12 protein-coding genes are annotated in these 16,749 nt (G+C 60.7%); 6 read left to right on the top strand and 6 right to left on the bottom strand.

Features of this window, described 5'->3' with window-relative positions; all coding sequences use genetic code 11:
- Positions 1-54: 54 nt before the first annotated feature.
- Complete coding sequence (locus tag DYL61_RS08585; RefSeq protein ID WP_135307975.1) at positions 55-756, top strand: alpha/beta family hydrolase; 702 nt, start codon at positions 55-57, stop codon at positions 754-756.
- Positions 757-801: 45 nt separating this feature from the next.
- On the opposite strand, the gene DYL61_RS08580 is transcribed toward DYL61_RS08585, so the two are convergent.
- The 5 genes from DYL61_RS08580 to DYL61_RS08560 form a co-directional block, all read right to left on the bottom strand.
- A complete protein-coding gene (locus DYL61_RS08580; RefSeq protein WP_135307974.1) occupies positions 802-1,212 on the bottom strand; it encodes a hypothetical protein in 411 nt (136 codons plus the stop codon).
- 234 nt (positions 1,213-1,446) lie between these two features.
- Positions 1,447-3,012 carry a methyl-accepting chemotaxis protein gene (locus tag DYL61_RS08575; protein WP_135307973.1) on the bottom strand — a complete coding sequence of 522 codons (1,566 nt, stop codon included), beginning with the start codon at positions 3,010-3,012 and terminating at the stop codon, positions 1,447-1,449.
- A 73-nt stretch (positions 3,013-3,085) separates the two neighbouring features.
- Positions 3,086-3,877 (bottom strand): CPBP family intramembrane glutamic endopeptidase, encoded by a 792-nt coding sequence (locus tag DYL61_RS08570; RefSeq protein ID WP_135307972.1) that lies wholly within the window; start codon positions 3,875-3,877, stop codon positions 3,086-3,088.
- 88 nt (positions 3,878-3,965) lie between these two features.
- On the bottom strand, positions 3,966-4,862 hold the full coding sequence (locus DYL61_RS08565; RefSeq protein ID WP_135307971.1) for a DMT family transporter: 897 nt from the start codon (positions 4,860-4,862) through the stop codon (positions 3,966-3,968).
- 52 nt (positions 4,863-4,914) lie between these two features.
- Complete coding sequence (locus DYL61_RS08560; RefSeq protein WP_135307970.1) at positions 4,915-6,570, bottom strand: methyl-accepting chemotaxis protein; 1,656 nt, start codon at positions 6,568-6,570, stop codon at positions 4,915-4,917.
- Between the two features lie 393 nt (positions 6,571-6,963).
- Between DYL61_RS08560 and aceK the strand changes: the two genes are divergently transcribed.
- The 5 genes from aceK (at position 6,964) to DYL61_RS08535 (ending at position 15,128) form a co-directional block, all read left to right on the top strand.
- On the top strand, positions 6,964-8,679 hold the full coding sequence (gene aceK, locus DYL61_RS08555) for a bifunctional isocitrate dehydrogenase kinase/phosphatase (protein WP_135307969.1): 1,716 nt from the start codon (positions 6,964-6,966) through the stop codon (positions 8,677-8,679).
- A 70-nt stretch (positions 8,680-8,749) separates the two neighbouring features.
- The gene (hrpA, locus tag DYL61_RS08550; RefSeq protein ID WP_135307968.1) at positions 8,750-12,661 is read left to right on the top strand and encodes an ATP-dependent RNA helicase HrpA; all 3,912 of its coding nucleotides are present in this window, start codon (positions 8,750-8,752) and stop codon (positions 12,659-12,661) included.
- A 362-nt stretch (positions 12,662-13,023) separates the two neighbouring features.
- On the top strand, positions 13,024-14,145 hold the full coding sequence (locus DYL61_RS08545) for a beta-ketoacyl-ACP synthase III (protein ID WP_135307967.1): 1,122 nt from the start codon (positions 13,024-13,026) through the stop codon (positions 14,143-14,145).
- 129 nt (positions 14,146-14,274) lie between these two features.
- Positions 14,275-14,889, top strand: a complete 615-nt coding sequence (locus tag DYL61_RS08540; RefSeq protein WP_135307966.1) for an RNA polymerase sigma factor — start codon at positions 14,275-14,277, stop codon at positions 14,887-14,889.
- Positions 14,883-15,128 carry an anti-sigma factor family protein gene (locus DYL61_RS08535; RefSeq protein ID WP_135307965.1) on the top strand — a complete coding sequence of 82 codons (246 nt, stop codon included), beginning with the start codon at positions 14,883-14,885 and terminating at the stop codon, positions 15,126-15,128. The genes DYL61_RS08540 and DYL61_RS08535 overlap by 7 nt, the downstream gene beginning before the upstream one ends.
- A 106-nt stretch (positions 15,129-15,234) precedes the next feature.
- On the opposite strand, the gene DYL61_RS08530 is transcribed toward DYL61_RS08535, so the two are convergent.
- Positions 15,235-16,557 carry a putative porin gene (locus DYL61_RS08530; protein WP_105694773.1) on the bottom strand — a complete coding sequence of 441 codons (1,323 nt, stop codon included), beginning with the start codon at positions 16,555-16,557 and terminating at the stop codon, positions 15,235-15,237.
- Positions 16,558-16,749: the final 192 nt, after the last annotated feature.

The raw sequence follows: 16,749 nt of genomic DNA, 5'->3' as shown, positions 1-16,749 counted from the left end.
AGCAAATGCGGCACTTGGGCTGGAGTTATAGGCAGACTAAATAGCGAGGCAAGCATGGGCAAAGAGCACAAGGCCAGTATTGACGGGGATCAATGGGCGCAGTGTGTGCGGGAACGCGGGTGGTTGTGGGATGTCGCGTCGAACACTGAAGGGCCTACGCCTGTGACATTGATCCTGGCCCACGGCGCCGGTGCGCCGATGGATTCAGCCTTTATGAACGACATGGCTGCACGCCTTGCCGGGCGTGGCGTCAACGTGCTGCGCTTCGAGTTTCCCTACATGGCCCAACGTCGTGTCGACGGGGGCAAACGCCCGCCGAATCCGGCGCCAAAACTATTGGAAGCCTGGCGCGATGTGCATGCCGAGGTGCGACGTCATGTCGCTGGGAAACTGGCGATTGGCGGCAAGTCCATGGGCGGGCGTATGGCCAGTTTGTTGGCTGATGAGTTAGGCGCGGATGGGCTGGTGTGCCTGGGGTATCCGTTCTATGCGGTGGGCAAGCCGGAAAAACCACGGGTCGAGCATTTGGCGGGATTGAAAACGCCGACGTTGATTGTGCAGGGCGAGCGCGATGCGCTGGGGAATCGGGCGGCGGTGGAGGCGTATGATTTGTCGCCGAGCATCGAGGTGATGTGGCTGGTGGCGGGGGATCATGATTTGAAGCCGTTGAAGGCGTCGGGGTTTAGTCATGAGCAGCATTTGGCAGCTGCGGCGGTCCACGTTGCTGATTTTTTGAAGGCGAAAGCGACACTGTAAGCCTGAGCACGGATCTATTTGCCAGAAAGGTCCGTGCCCACACTATCAAATGACATTGATGGTGCCGTCGGTCATTTCAACGATGGTGGGGATTATGTGGCTGAAGGTGGCGGTGCAGCTCAGAGTCTTTGGTATAAGCGTCAGCGTGATTGAGTAATTGCCCTCGTGATCACCAAGATTGGGATCGAAGTAGCTGAACACGGATTTGTCATCCCCGGTCTCAAAGGTTTCTCCTATGATGGGCCGCTGTTCATCGTTGGAAAAAATATACACCGTCAAGTAGCGCTCGCCAGCAACGCCGTGAAGCACCCACCCCTCGCCCCATGGGCTATCAGACCAAATCATAGCGCCGTCATCGGATTTAAAGGTTTGAGCGCCTTCTTTCCAGCGGAACTCGAGCGGTGTATCCCGGTGACCGGGTTTGCGTTGATACGGTTTGGGAAGTGAGAGTGTCATGAGGAGCGCTCGCTCAAAGGTTGAGGCATAAGCGTAATGGCGCCCAGTTCAGTGGGGGAACTGTCAGATCTCACAGGTTTTTAGACGGATCCGCACTGCTTGGCAGACCTCTTATGACGCAGTGGCTGCTCGAACCTCATCGCAGGCAAGCCAACTCCCACATTTGAATGCATTCACACAACAAAATCTGTGAATACATTCAAGTGTGGGAGGGGGCTTGCCCCCGATAGCGGTTTACCGGTTAAACCGCTCCACCAGCGAATACTGGGTATTCGCGGTATGCGTCAGCTCCTCACTCAACTGCGCCGAATTCAACGCCTGCTCCGACGTCTGGTCCGCCAACAATGCAATCGTGCTGATATTGCGGCTGATCTCCTCGGCCACTGAGCTTTGCTCTTCGGTCGCCGCAGCAATCTGCGTGGTCATGTCGGTGATATGTGCCACCGCTTCACTGATCCCCACCAACGCCTGATCCGCCTCCATCACCCGAGCCACGCCTTCTTCGGCCTGGCGATGCCCGGCGTCCATGGTTTGCACGGCGGCGCTGGCGGTCTGTTGCAGCTTGGCGATCAGGGTGTGGATCTGCCCGGTCGACTCGGCGGTGCGCTGTGCCAGTTGGCGCACTTCATCGGCCACCACCGCAAAGCCACGGCCCATCTCACCGGCGCGGGCCGCTTCGATGGCGGCGTTGAGGGCCAGCAGGTTGGTCTGGTCGGCAATGCCTTTGATCACATCGACCACGCCGCCGATCTCGTCGCTGTCCTTGGCTAACTGAGTGACGGTCACACCGGTCTCACCCACGGCTACCGACAGGCGCTGGATCGCCTCGCGGGTTTCCCCGGCAATGTCACGACCGCGACCGGTCAGGCGATTGGCTTCCTGGGTGGCATCCGCGGTGCGCTGTACGTGGCTGGCGACTTCCTGGGTGGTCGCCGCCATCTGGTTGACCGCGGTGGCCACTTGCTCGGTTTCCACGCGCTGGCGTTCCAGGCCGCTGGAGCTGTTGTGCGCCAGGGTGTTGGACTGTGCGGCCTGGTCGTTCAGATGCTCGGCGGTGTCCTCCAAGCGCGTAAGACATGTCTTCAGACGCGCTTCCTGGCTGAGGATCGACATCTCCAACCGCGCCTGTGCGCCCCGGCTGTCGGTGTACATCTGCGCGATCAGCGGGTCGGAGGTGGTCTGCTCGGCCAGGCGCAGCAAGCGCTTGAGGCCACGCTGTTGCCAGCTCAGGCCCAGCAGACCCAACGGCACCGACAACGCCGCGGCCAGGGCAAAGCCCCACTGGGACGTGAGCGTGGCGCCAATCATGAAGCTCAGTTGGCTGACCAGGATAAACGGCACCCAGTCCTGCAACACCGGCAGCCACTTGTCGCGCTGGGGAACCGCCGACTTGCCCTGGTTGATGCGTTGGTAGAGCGCTTCGGCGCGGCGGATCTGCTCGGCGGTGGGCTTGATGCGCACCGACTCGTAGCCGACCACCTGGTTGCCTTCGAAGACCGGCGTGACATAGGCGTTAACCCAGTAGTGATCACCGGTCTTGCAGCGGTTCTTGACGATGCCCATCCATGGCAAGCCTTGTTTGAGCGTGGACCACATATGCGCGAACACGGCCGGCGGCACGTCCGGGTGACGCACCAGGTTGTGCGGCGCGCGCAGCAACTCTTCGCGGGTGAACCCACTGATCTCGACAAACGCGTCGTTGCAGTAAGTGATCACACCCTTGGCATCTGTGGTGGAAATCAACCGTTGCTGAGCGGGGAAGGTACGTTCGCGCTGGGTAACGGGCTGGTTATTACGCATGATTGTTCAATCCGCAAGGCTTTCGATAGGTATCGGCAGGAACAGACGTTTATTTAACTTATTTTTGCAACAATCAACCGGCCAGCATTGGGTAGGTAAACAAACCGAAATGCAGCAGGTTCAAGCCAAAGTGCGTGGCCACAGCTGCACCGAGGCCGCCGAAGCGATAGGCCAAGCCGTAGCCGACGCCGGCGATGCTTGCCAGCAGCACCCAATGCCAACCCGCGCCGATGTGCACCAGGCCGAACAGCAGCGAGGCCAGTAGCAGCGCGAGGTTGTCGCCGTAGGGCAAATGCTTGAAGCGCTGGCTCAAGCCGCCTTGCACATAGCCACGAAACAGCGCTTCCTCCACCAGCGTCACCAGCAGCAGGTTATTGAGCACCCACAACCAGGCTTGCTCGGGCCACTTCGGTGCCCAACTGATCACCCCCAGCAAGGTCGCACCGCCCAGGGCGGCAATGGCGGTGAGGGTCAGCGCCAGCGCCGTGACGCAAATCGTCAACCGCAGCGAGCGGCGCGCCACGATCCACGGGCAGGCCAGCAGCAGCCAGAAGCCAATCAGCGGCTTGTCCTGGTTGAGGTACATCGAAAAGGGCACGGCGTCAGGGGTGAAATGCTGCGAAGCAATGCCACGCCCATTGTAGAAACCCGGCAGCCAATGCATCGCCAGGCTCAGCGCCAGCACGATAAACAGCCCGTGACCCAGGTAACGCGCCCAAGGCGTGCGCTGCTGGCGCACGGCGTAACCGGCGATCAGCAGCAGCGCGACGGACACCGCCGCCAGTGCGCCCAGTTGCCCGTAGGTCAAGGCCATTACATAACCAATGGAAAGAAGCGCCAGGTACAGCCAGGGCAAAGCGATCATGGGGAATCCTTGGAAAAAACTCGGCGGCATTATAGCGACCAGTCCCACGTTGCTCAGATGAAACCTCCTCCACAACAAGTCCTGCTTATTACAAAACCTTCGCCAGCCTTCTAGGCCGCAACACCAACCACAACGCCCCCGCAATCAACACCCCGCCATACAGATGGGCCATCGACAGCGGCTCATCCAACAGCAACGCGCCCCATAACACGCCGAACGGCGGGATCAGGAAGGTGGTGGTCATCGAACGCACCGGCCCGATGGCCGAGAGCAAACGGAAATACAGCACATAGGCAAACGCCGTGCACACCAGCCCCAACCCCAGCAACGACATCCACACCGGCCACCCACCCCAACTGGCCGGCGGGTGGCTGATGGCGCTCCAGGCAAATAACGGCAGCAAAAACAGGGTGGCGCCGAGCATGCTGCCCAGTGCCGAGAGACGGCTGTCCAGCCCACCCTGTTGATCCAGCCAGCGCCTGGCGAGGAAACCGGCAAAGCCATAGCACGTGGTGGCCAACAGGCAGGCCAGCGCGCCCATCAACAATTCCAGGTCAAACGCCACCGGCCCGGCACGGGTCAACACGCCGACACCCAGCAAGCCCAGGAACACCCCGGCAACCTTTGACGGCGTGAGCCGCTCGCTGAAAAACAGCCCGCCAATCAGCACGCCCATCAACGGTGTGGTGGCGTTGAAGATCGCCGAGTAACCCGCTGGCAATACCTGGGCCGCCACCGAGTACATAGTCGCCGGGATCCCGGAGTTGATCACCCCCAACAGCAATACCGTCTTGAACTTGCCCTGGAAATCCCACTTCACCCGCATCAACGCCAGGATCACCAGCAGCCCCGCAGCGGCAATCGACACGCGGAAAAACGCGGTCGGCACCGTGCCGATTTCCGGTGCGATGATGCGCATGAACAGGAAACTTGCGCCCCAGATGGCGGCCAATCCCAACAGGTAAAGGGTGTCGACGGGTCTCACGGAAGGCTCCTACCTCAATCAGGCCGCGAGTGTTGCACGCCGCTCTGATGGATTACAGGACAAACCGCGTCACCAACCCATTCAAGTCCACCGCCAGGCGTGACAGCTCCTGGCTCGCCGCCGAGGTCTGGGTGGCACCGGCGGCGGTCTGGGTCGACAGGTCGCGAATGTTCACCAGGCTGCGGTCCACTTCCCGCGCCACCAGTGCCTGTTGCTCGGCGGCGCTGGCGATCACCAGGTTGCGCTGGCTGATCTGCGAAATGGCGGCGGTGATTTTTTCCAGGGCGCTGCCGGCGCTGTTGGCCCGCTGCAACGTCTGGCCGGCGCTGTTGGCCCGCTGCAACGTCTGGCCGGCGTGTTCGGCGCTGCTGTTCAAGGCGTCGACGGTGCCTTGGGTGCCTTGCTGGATACCGGTGATCATCTGTTCGATTTCTTCGGTGGAATCCTGGGTACGTTGCGCCAGGGAGCGCACCTCGTCGGCCACCACGGCAAAGCCACGCCCGGCTTCACCTGCGCGCGCCGCTTCGATCGCCGCGTTGAGGGCCAGCAAGTTGGTTTGCCCGGCAATGCCACGGATCACTTCCAGCACCTTGCTGATGTCCTGGGCCTGGACGGACAGGTGTTCGGCTTTGTTCGAGGCGCCGAGCACTTCGTCCACCAGATTCTGGATCGAGCTGATGGTTTCGCTGATCTGGTAGTGGCCGTGCTTGCTGTCCTCGTCAGACGCCTTGGAGGCTTCGGCGCTCGACACTGCATTGCCCGCCACTTCGTCCACGGCCGCACTCATCTCGGTGACGGCGGTGGCGGCCTGTTCGATTTCATCGTTCTGCGCCTGAAGGCCACGGGTGCTTTGTTCCATCACCGAACTCATCTCTTCGGCGGCGGATGCCAACTGTTGCGCCGACTCGCTGATACCGCGGAGGGTGGATTGCAATTGCGTCTGCATGGTGGCCAGGGCGGTGAGCAACTGGGCCGGTTCGTCTGTGCCGCTGACGGCAATCGACTGGCTCAAGTCGCCGTTGGCGATGGTGCGCGCCACGCTCAACGCCTGGCCAAGCGGTGCGGTGATACTGCGGGTCAGCAGCCAGGCCAGCAGCAAAGTGGCAATCAGTGCAGTGATGATGATCAAGGCGACGACCCACTGCGCGCTTGAATAGGTCTGCGCGGCATCATCTGCGGCGGCTTGGGCACCGTTCTGGTTGAAGACAATCAGGTTTTCCAGGCTCTGGGTGAGGATCACACCTTGTGGGGCCAAGCGGTTGGCCAGCAGGTCCAGGGCGTCTTGCTGTTGGTCCTTGTCCACCAACGCGACCATCTGGCCGACGATGGCAAGGTAACTGGCCACATTGGTTTTCACCTGCTTGAGCAGTTCGCGTTCTGCATCATCGCTCAGCAGGGTTTCGTGGCTGTCCAGCAAGGTTTGCAGTTCGCCGCGTTGGCGCTTGATCAGGTCGTTGCTGTTATCCCGCACCCGCGACTCATCAGTGGTCACCAGGCGCAACGCTTCCAGGCGAATGCTCGCCACCAGGGCAGCACTGTCGTGGGCGCTTTCGATGCTGGGCATCCAGGTCTCTTCAATGACCAGGGCACTTTCCCGCAACTTGGCCATCTGCCCCAAGCCAAACATGCCCACGATCACCAGCAAGCCGGCCAACACGCCAAAACTCAGGCTGGCGCGCAGACCGATCCTTATATTCCTCAATGACATCTTTATGCTCCTTAGGCGATTAAAACCTGTTCCCGGATCGGTCTTTTCTGACCTTGTCAGGGTGGGAAAGGGCGCGCTGTATATCAAAGTGCCATCACTGTTGTAATAAGGGTTTCCCTTAGTTGGATCCAAAGCCCTACGCGCTCATTGATTTCGGCGCTAACGTCGGCCTTCTCCTCATTAGACGGGCAAGCCACGCGGTTGTAGGCGCGTAGAAAAAACGGCGAGTGACTTCAGGGTGCTTTTGTTGACTGGTCGGTCGAAATAAATAAATTGAAAATAAATGTACGAAATGAACGAAGTTGTACAAGACGGCGCAAGAAATGACCCTTCTCCTGCCTCTGCACACTGGCTAAGCTCAGGGCATTCCAGATACCCGTAGAGGTTTCCCGCATGTCGCAGCCCGCCCTCGCAATCGCCCGGATGATCCTCGATGGCTTTGACGATTACCGTGAGCACTTCCGCCAGATCACCGATGGCGCCCGCGAGCGCTTCGAAAAGGCCCAGTGGCAACAGGGTCAGGCGGCGTCGGCGGCGCGGATCAACCTGTATGAAGAGAAGGTCGGCGAAGTCACCGCGCGCCTGCGCGCCAGTTTCGATGGCGTGGCGTTACGGGATATCGACCTGTGGCCCCTGGTAAAAAGCGCCTATATCGACCTGATCGACCTGCGCTTCGACGATGAGCTGTCCGAGACCTGGTACAACTCGATCTTCTGCGGCCTGTTCAGCCACGACCTGATCAGCGACGGCTGCATGTTCATCCACACCACCCGGCCCAGCCTGCGCCGTGCACGTGCCGCGCAGACCCGAACCTACACGCCCGCAGGAAAGATCCCGCAGATGCTCGCGCAGATCTTTGCCGATTACCGTTTCAGCGAGCCCTACGCCAACCTCGACGCCGACTTGATTCGCCTCGAAACCCAACTGCGCGAGAACCTGCCGGATTGGATCTGCAAGGACCCGGACCTCACCGTCGAGCTGTTTTCCTCGGTGCTTTACCGCAACAAAGGCGCGTACCTCGTCGGCCGTCTCTACACCCATGACGAGCAATGGCCGCTGGTGATTCCGCTGCTGCACCGCGAAGGCCAGGGCATCCAGATCGACGCGTTGATCACCGACGAAGCCGAAGTGTCGATCATCTTCTCCTTCACCCGTTCCTACTTCATGGTCGATGTGCCGGTGCCGGCGGAATTTATCGGCTTTCTCAAGCGCATCCTTCCAGGCAAGCACATCGCCGAGCTGTACACCTCCATCGGTTTCTACAAGCACGGCAAGTCAGAGTTCTACCGTGCGCTGATCAATCACCTGGCCACCACGGATGATCAGTTCATCATGGCCCCTGGCGTGCGCGGCATGGTCATGAGCGTGTTCACGCTGCCGGGCTTCAACACGGTGTTCAAGATCATCAAGGACCGCTTCTCGCCGTCGAAAAACGTCAACCGCGCCACCGTGATCGAGAAGTACCGCCTTGTAAAAAGTGTCGATCGGGTAGGGCGCATGGCCGATACCCAGGAGTTCGCCGACTTCCGTTTTCCCTTGAGCAAGTTCGAGCCCGAGTGCCTGGCCGAACTGCTGGAAGTGGCCGCCGGCACCGTCGAAGTGGAAGGCGACACCGTGCTGATCCGCCACTGCTGGACCGAACGGCGCATGACCCCGCTCAACCTCTACCTGGACAACGCCAACGACGCCCAGGTGCGCGAAGCGCTGGAAGACTACGGCCTGGCCATCAAGCAGTTGGCGGCGGCGAATATCTTCCCCGGCGACATGCTGCTGAAAAACTTCGGCGTCACCCGCCACGGTCGCGTGGTGTTCTACGACTACGACGAAATCTGCTTTCTGACCGAGGCCAACTTCCGTCATATCCCGGCGCCACGTACCCCCGAGGACGAAATGGCCTCCGAGCCCTGGTACTCCATTGGCCCACTGGATGTGTTCCCCGAAGAGTTTCCGCCGTTCCTGTTTGCCGATGCCAGTCAGCGCAAGCTGTTCGATGCGTTGCACGGCGAGTTGTACAACGCCGACTACTGGAAAGGCCTGCAGGACGCGATTCGCGCAGGCAAGGTCATCGACGTATTCCCCTACCGGCGCAAGGACCGCGATAACGAATGAGGGGCGCGCGGGTGGGCGGTTTTCTGCGACAATCCGCCCCCTGCCTACATAGACGACCCTTGCGTACCCGATGACCGACCAAGCGCCCACGATCGACCAACTGCTCAAAACCCTCGACCACGCCATGCTCGCCGACCGCCACCGCTTGCGCCGGCAATTGCTGGAGCTGCGCAAGAAGCCCGATGAGGACAAGTTGGCGCAGTGGGTGGCGCGCATGCAGGCGTCCTGCGCCCAGGTCACGGCGCGGCGCGCCAGCCTGCCGGTGATCCGCTACGACGACAGTCTGCCGATTGCCGCCAAGCGCGATGAAATCAAAGCGGCGCTGAACAAGCATCAGGTGTTGATCATTGCCGGTGAGACCGGGTCGGGTAAGACCACCCAGTTGCCGAAGATCTGCCTGGAGATCGGTCGCGGCCAGTTCGGCCTGATCGGCCACACCCAGCCGCGCCGGATCGCTGCACGCAGCGTGGCCAGCCGGGTCGCCGAAGAGCTGGCCACACCCTTGGGCGCGTTGGTCGGTTATCAAGTACGGTTTGAAGACCAAAGCGATTCCAACACCCTGATCAAGCTGATGACCGACGGCATCCTGCTGGCGGAAACCCAGAACGACCGCTACCTGGAACGCTACGACACGATCATCGTCGACGAAGCCCACGAACGCAGCCTCAACATCGACTTCCTGCTGGGCTACCTGAAAACCCTGCTGCCGCGTCGCCCGGACCTGAAAGTCATCATTACCTCGGCGACCATCGACCTGGAGCGTTTCTCCAAGCATTTTGACGATGCGCCGATTGTCGAAGTCTCGGGTCGTACCTTCCCGGTGGACACCTGGTATCGCCCGCTCACGCTTGAGCAGGACGAGGAGGGCAATCGCGTCGAGGACGACCTCACCGTCGACCAGGCGATCCTCGCCACCCTCGATGAAATCGCTGCTTACGAGCGCAGCGAGCGGCGCAGCCCCGGCGATGTGCTGGTGTTCTTGCCCGGCGAGCGCGAGATTCGAGACGCCGCCGACATGCTGCGCAAAGCCCAACTCAAGCACACCGAGATTCTGCCGTTGTATGCGCGCCTGTCACCGGCCGAGCAGCAGCGGATTTTCCAGTCTCACCCAGGCCGCCGCGTAGTGCTGGCGACCAACGTCGCGGAAACCTCGCTGACGGTGCCGGGCATTCGCTATGTGATCGACAGCGGCACCGCCCGCATCAGCCGCTACAGCTACCGCGCCAAGGTGCAGCGCTTGCCCATCGAGGCGATTTCCCAGGCCAGCGCCAACCAGCGTAAAGGCCGTTGCGGCCGTGTGGAACCGGGCATCTGTGTGCGCCTGTACAGCGAAGAGGATTTTATCGGCCGTCCGGAATTCACCGACCCGGAGATCCTGCGTACCAACCTCGCGGCCGTGATCTTGCAGATGCTGCACCTGCGCCTCGGCGAGATCACCGACTTCCCGTTTATCGAACCGCCGGATGGCAAGGCCATCAGCGACGGTTTCAACCTGCTGCAAGAACTCTCGGCGGTGGACCGTAACAGCCAGCTCACACCGTTGGGCCGTCAGCTGGCGCGCCTGCCGGTGGACCCGCGCATGGGCCGCATGCTGCTGGAAGCGGCCAAGCTTGGCAGCTTGCAGGAAGTGCTGATCGTGGCCAGCGCCATGTCGATCCAAGACCCCCGCGAGCGTCCGCCGGAGCGTCAGCAGGCCGCCGACCAGGCCCACGCGCAATGGAAAGACCCGGACTCGGACTTCGCCGGGTTGGTCAACCTGTGGCGCGGCTTTGAAGAACAGCGTCAGGAACTGACCGCCAGCCCGTTGCGCAACTGGTGCCGCAAGAATTTCCTCAACTACCTGCGCCTGCGCGAGTGGCGTGATTCCCATCGCCAACTGAGCCTGATCTGTCGCGACATGCAGTTGACGATCAACAAGGACCCGGCGGACTACCCGAAACTGCACAAGGCGGTGCTGTCCGGCCTGCTGAGCCAGATCGGCCAGAAAACCGAAGACGGCGACTACCTCGGCGCGCGTCAGCGGCGGTTCTGGATTCACCCGTCGTCGGGCATCGGCAAGAAGCGCCCGCAATGGCTGATGACCGCCGAGCTGGTGGAAACCACCAAGCTGTATGCGCGCATGGTCGCCAAGATCGATGCCGACTGGATCGAGCCGCTGGCCGGGCACCTGATCAAGAAAAACCACTTCGAACCGCATTGGGAGAAAAAGCGCGGGCAAGTGGTGGCCTATGAGCAAATCACGTTGTTCGGGCTGATCGTGGTCGGGCGCCGTCCGGTGCACTACGGGCCGATTGACCCGGTGGTGTCCCGCGAGCTGTTTATCCGCGAGGGCCTGGTGCGTGGCGAGATTCAATCGCGGGCCAAGTGCCTCACGGCCAACCAGCAGTTGCTGGAACAGCTCGACGAACTGGAGGCCAAGGCCCGTCGCCGCGACATTCTGGCCGATGAGGAAACCCTGTACGCCTTCTACGATGCGCGGCTGCCGGCGGAGATCCACCAGACGGCTACGTTCGACAGCTGGTACAAGATCAACAGCCAGAAAGACCCACAACTGCTGATCATGCGCGAAGAAGACGTACTGGCCCGCGAGGCCAGTGAAGTCACCGCCGCGCATTACCCGGACACCCTGCACCTGGGCGACCTGGCCCTGGCCTTGAGTTACCACTTCGAACCCAACCATCCCCGCGATGGCGTGACCCTGCGCGTGCCGGCACCGCTGTTGCCGGCCTTGCCGCCAGAGCGACTGGAATGGCTGGTGCCGGGCGTGATCGAAGCCAAGTGCATTGCCCTGGTGCGCAACTTGCCCAAGGCACTGCGCAAAAACTTCGTGCCGGTGCCGGATTTCGTCAAGGCCGCCCTGCAACGCATCGAATTTGGCCAGGGCTCGCTGCCCCAGGCCCTGGGCCGCGAACTGCTGCGCATGACCGGTGCGCGGGTCAGCGATGAAGCCTGGGCCGAAGCCGCGCAGCAGGTGGAAAACCACTTGAAGATGAACCTGGAAGTGGTCGACGCCCAGGGCAAGTTCCTCGGCGAAGGCCGCGACCTGGCCGAGCTGACCGCACGGTTTGCCGAAGCCAGCCAGGCAGCTTTGGCCGTGCCGCAAACCGCCAAAAGCCAGCAGCCGGTGGAAGCCAAGGTATTCGCGGCGGTGGCTGAAAAGACTCAACAGAAGATTGCTGGCCTGTCGATGACGGTGTATCCGGCGTTGGTGGAAGAAAACGGCACGGTCAAGGAAGGGCGTTTTTCCACTGCTGCCGAGGCTGAATTCCAGCACCGCCGCGCCTTGCAACGCCTGCTGATGCAGCAACTGGCGGAACCGGCAAAATTCCTGCGCGGCAAATTGCCGGGCCTGACCGAGCTGGGGCTGATGTACCGCGAGTTGGGGCGCATCGACGCACTGGTGGAAGACATCCTGCTGGCCAGCCTCGACACCTGCGTGCTCGAAGGTGAAGCCAACCTGCCGCGTGATGGTGCCGGTCTGGCCGCCTTGGCCGAGCGCAAGCGCGGCAGTTGGACCGAGCATGCCGAGCGTTTGGCGCGTTTGACCCTGGAAATCCTCAAGCTCTGGCACGGTTTGCAAAAGCGCTTCAAGGGCAAGATCGACCTGGCCCAAGCGGTAGCGCTTAACGATATCAAGCAACAGCTGAGCAACCTGGTGTACCCAGGTTTCGTGCGGGAAACCCCGTCGCAGTGGTTCAAGGAGTTGCCGCGTTACCTCAAGGCGATTGAATTGCGTCTGGAAAAACTGCCAAGCCAAGTACAAAAAGATCGGGTGTGGAGTGGTGAGCTGGCAGGCCTGTGGACGCAGTACGAAAACCGTCTGAAAAAGCATGCTCAGGAAGGCAAGCGCGACCCTCAGCTGGAGCTGTATCGCTGGTGGCTGGAAGAATATCGCGTGTCGTTGTTTGCCCAGCAGTTGGGCACCAAGGTGCCGATTTCCGATAAGCGCCTGAGCAAGCAATGGGGCCAGGTAGAGGCCTGAATCACCTCGATTTTGTGATCAATGCAGTTCCAATGTGGGAGGGGGTTTGCCCCCGATGGCAGTGTGTCAGTCACAGTATTGGCTGGCTGGCCCACCCCAATCGGGGGCAAGCCCCCTCCCACATTTTGCTCCCAGTGTTTGCGAGAACAGTGCACTTATCCGGGATATAGCGCCAAACTCCCAGGGTTGTGGCAAACTTCGCGCCTATAAATGCCGGGATCGTCGTTTCAGGCTGGCTGCTTCAGCCACGGCGCGATGGAATAAAGCGATGCCAGTTTGATGTCCGCCGGGCGGAATCGGACTACTTACAGTTTGGTACGAAGGTGCCAATATCCCTGCCTGACAGATTTAGAGGAACGACCGTGCATAACGTCGTCATCAGCGGCACCGGCCTGTATACCCCGGCCAACAGCATCTCCAACGAAGAGCTGGTGCAGTCTTTCAATACCTACGTCCAGCAGTTCAATACCGACAACGCCGCCGCCATCGAGCGCGGTGAGGTCGAGGCGCTGACTGAATCCAGCGCAGCCTTTATCGAAAAAGCCTCGGGCATCAAGAGCCGTTTCGTGATGGACAAGGACGGCATTCTCGACCCGCAGCGCATGGCCCCGCGCCTGCCGGAGCGCAGCAACGACGAATGGTCGGTGCTTTGCCAGATGGCGGTCGGCGCCGCTGAACAAGCCCTGCAACGCGCTGGCAAGACCGCTGCTGACATCGACGGCGTGATCGTCGCCTGTTCCAACCTGCAACGTGCCTACCCGGCCATCGCCATCGAAGTCCAGGAAGCCTTGGGTATCCAGGGTTTTGGTTTTGACATGAACGTGGCGTGTTCCTCGGCCACCTTCGGCATCCAGAATGCTGCCAACAGCATCGCGCTGGGCCAGGCGCGGGCGATCCTGATGGTCAACCCGGAAGTCTGCACCGGCCACCTGAATTTCCGTGACCGCGACAGCCACTTCATCTTTGGCGATGCGGCCACTGCGGTGATCCTGGAGCGCGCTGAATTGGCGACCTCCGAGCATCAGTTCGACGTGGTGAGCACCAAGCTGCTGACCAAGTTCTCCAATAACATTCGCAACAACTTCGGCTTCCTCAACCGCGCAGCGGAAGAGGGCATCGGCGCGCCGGACAAACTGTTCGTGCAGGAAGGCCGCAAAGTCTTCCGCGATGTGTGCCCGATGGTGGCCGAGCTGATCGGCGTGCACCTGGCGGAAAACCAGCTGGACGTGGCCGATGTGAAGCGTTTCTGGCTGCACCAGGCCAACCTGAGCATGAACCACCTGATCGTGAAGAAACTGCTGGGCCGCGAAGCTTCGGTGGAAGAGGCTCCGGTGATTCTCGATACCTACGCCAACACCAGCTCGGCGGGGTCGGTGATTGCGTTCCACAAGTACCAGGACGATCTGCCCAAGGGCACCCTGGCCGTACTCAGCTCGTTCGGTGCGGGCTATTCGATTGGCAGCGTGATCCTGCGTAAACGCTGATATCCAGGCAGAGTGCGGTCAATGTGGGAGCTGGCTTGCCTGCGATAGCGGTGGGTCAGTCACCACCGTCATCGCAGGCAAGCCAGCTCCCACAACGATCGTATTTCCAAAGTGAAATCGAGGTAGACAATGGCAGCAGCGGACGACGCGCACCTGCTTGATCGCCTGCTCAAGGGTGAGCAACGGGCCTACAAGGAATTGGTCACCACCTACCAGAGCGCCATGCGCGCCGTGGCCTATGCGATTGTCGGCCAGCGCCACGCCGATGAAATTGTCCAGGACGCATGGCTGTCGGTGGTGCGCAACCTGGCCAAGTTCGAAGGGCGTTCCAGCCTCAAGACCTGGCTGCTGACCATCACTGCCAATGCCGCCAAGGGCCGCTACAAGCAGAACCGCCGCGAAGTGCTGCTCGATGACCTGCCTTCACCCCATGGCACCCTCGGTGACGATCGCTTCACCCCCGACGATGGTCACTGGGCTGTCGCGCCGTATGCCTGGCACCAGGACACCCCGGAAGCCTTGCTCACCGAAGATGAACTGCGCGACTGCCTGGAGCATACGTTGCTGAGCCTGTCGGAATTGCAAAGCAGTGTTCTGGTGCTGCGCGAGCGCCAGGGCTTGGAGCTGGAAGAAATCTGTAATCTTCTAACCCTCTCGCTCTCCAATGTGCGTGTGCTGTTGCATCGGGCACGGCTTAAAGTCTTCGCCACGGTGGAGCATTTCGAGGAAACGGGTGAATGTTGACCTGTAAAGAACAAGTGGCACGTTCCAGTGACTATCTCGATGGGCAACTGACCTTTCGAGAGCGCCTGCTGGTGCGTCATCACTTGATGTTTTGCCCGAACTGCCGACGCTTTATCCGCCAGATGCGCCTGATGCAGGCCACGCTGAAGATAATGCCGGAGGAGCCGGTGGAGGGTGTGGATGCCTTGGCCCAGCGGTTGGCTGACGAGCGGCGCAAGGATCAGAAAGGCGGGGAGTAGGCAGGCTCGCGTGGCGGAATCGAACGGATGATGGGGATCGATCCAACCACGCAAGACTGTTGCAGCCACCCCGGGCCGTCCTGGCCCAAGGCTTGAACACTTACGGTTAGAACTTGGCTTCTGCGTCCAACTGCAGGGTATTGGTGTTGGCGTCACGCTGGGTGCGGCTGGCGTAGTCGGCCTTGGTCAGGAAGTATGTGGCACCGAGGGCGAAGTTCTTGTCGATGTCGTAGCTGACCTTCAACTTGTGGCCGCGCGAACCGGTGGTGCCGTTGGCGAAGTCGGAGTCGGTGAAGGCGCCAACCACGGCGTTACGTTGGATATCGCGGTAGTTGTAGTCCAGGTTGAAACCGAACACCTTGGACTTGGCACCGAGCAACCAGGCGGTGTCCTGATCGGTCACGGCGTCGTTGTTTTTCACGTATTGGCCGTAGAACGCCAGCGGTACTGCCAGGCCGCCGATGTCGGCTTGGGCAAAACCTTCATACAGACGGAATTGGTTGTCGGCGGAGTTGCCGTTGACTGCCAGTGCGCAAGGCGTGGTGGTGGTCGTGCAGCGGCTGTCCTTGTCATTCTGGTAGGCGTAGACGCTGCCGCCCAGGGTCATTTTCAGGTTGTCAGTGACCGAGAAGCGCGTCCCCAATTGGCCGGAGGTCAGGCGCAGGTCGTGGCGGAACTGCACGCCGTCGCCGTCGACGTTGTCCTTGAGGTTGTAGTTACCGAGGCTACCGAACAGTTCGGCGCTGCTACCCAATGGGTATTTGTAGGTGACGGCCAGGCCTTCCGGGTTGATGTCGCTATCCCAGATCACATCACCCATGTTCACCCACGGTTGCAGCATCTTGCCGCCAATCACGTGCAGGTTCTTGATCTGGTCCGGGTGGTAGTCGATGTAGCCGAGGTCAAGCCAGATCGACTTCTTGTCGAAGTAGTTGTCCTGATCCTGGTTGGTCGAACGGGCGTCATCGCTGCTGCCGGTGGCGATGCGGATACCTGTGTCGACTTGCGAGTTGATCTCGGTGTAGGCACCCAGGCGGGCACGGATGCGCTGACGGTCCTTGTCGCGGCCGCCGTTGTTGGATTCGCCCTGGATTTTCACGGTTTCCTGACGGAAGCGTACGTCACCCTTGAACTGAGTCTTGGCCGCCCAGGCCAATTTCTGGTCGAAGCTGCTCAGCGCATCGGTTTTCTTCGCGGTGGCCGCGATCTGCTCATTGGTCTCTTGCTGAGCCTGCTGGGCGATCTGCTTTTCTTTCTGATCCTTGGCCAGTTCGGTTTGCAACTCGGTGTACTGCGCGGCAGTGATCTGGCCGTTGGCCTTGAGCATGTCGAGCAATTTAGCGTCGACTGCAGCGCTGGCCGGAACGCTCACGGCCAATAGCAGGCCGCCGCACAGAATCGCCGCAGTTTTAGTGGAAGCAAGACGCATATCAATCTCCGAAGGTGAGGAGGGATGGCAAACCATCCAGGGCACAACCGACCGATGACGGACGGAAAAATAGCCGCTTGGTAGAACCAGGCGCTCTAAAAACAGGCGTCATTATCACGATGGTTTATGACGGCGCAGTGGCGAAGTGATGTCATTCGGATGACAAAATATTTAAGGTTGGAACTATCGGGC

It is taken from the genome of Pseudomonas nabeulensis (genome assembly GCF_004682045.1).
Classification (GTDB): domain Bacteria; phylum Pseudomonadota; class Gammaproteobacteria; order Pseudomonadales; family Pseudomonadaceae; genus Aquipseudomonas; species Aquipseudomonas nabeulensis.
This window is presented reverse-complemented; position numbering and strand designations above follow the sequence as displayed.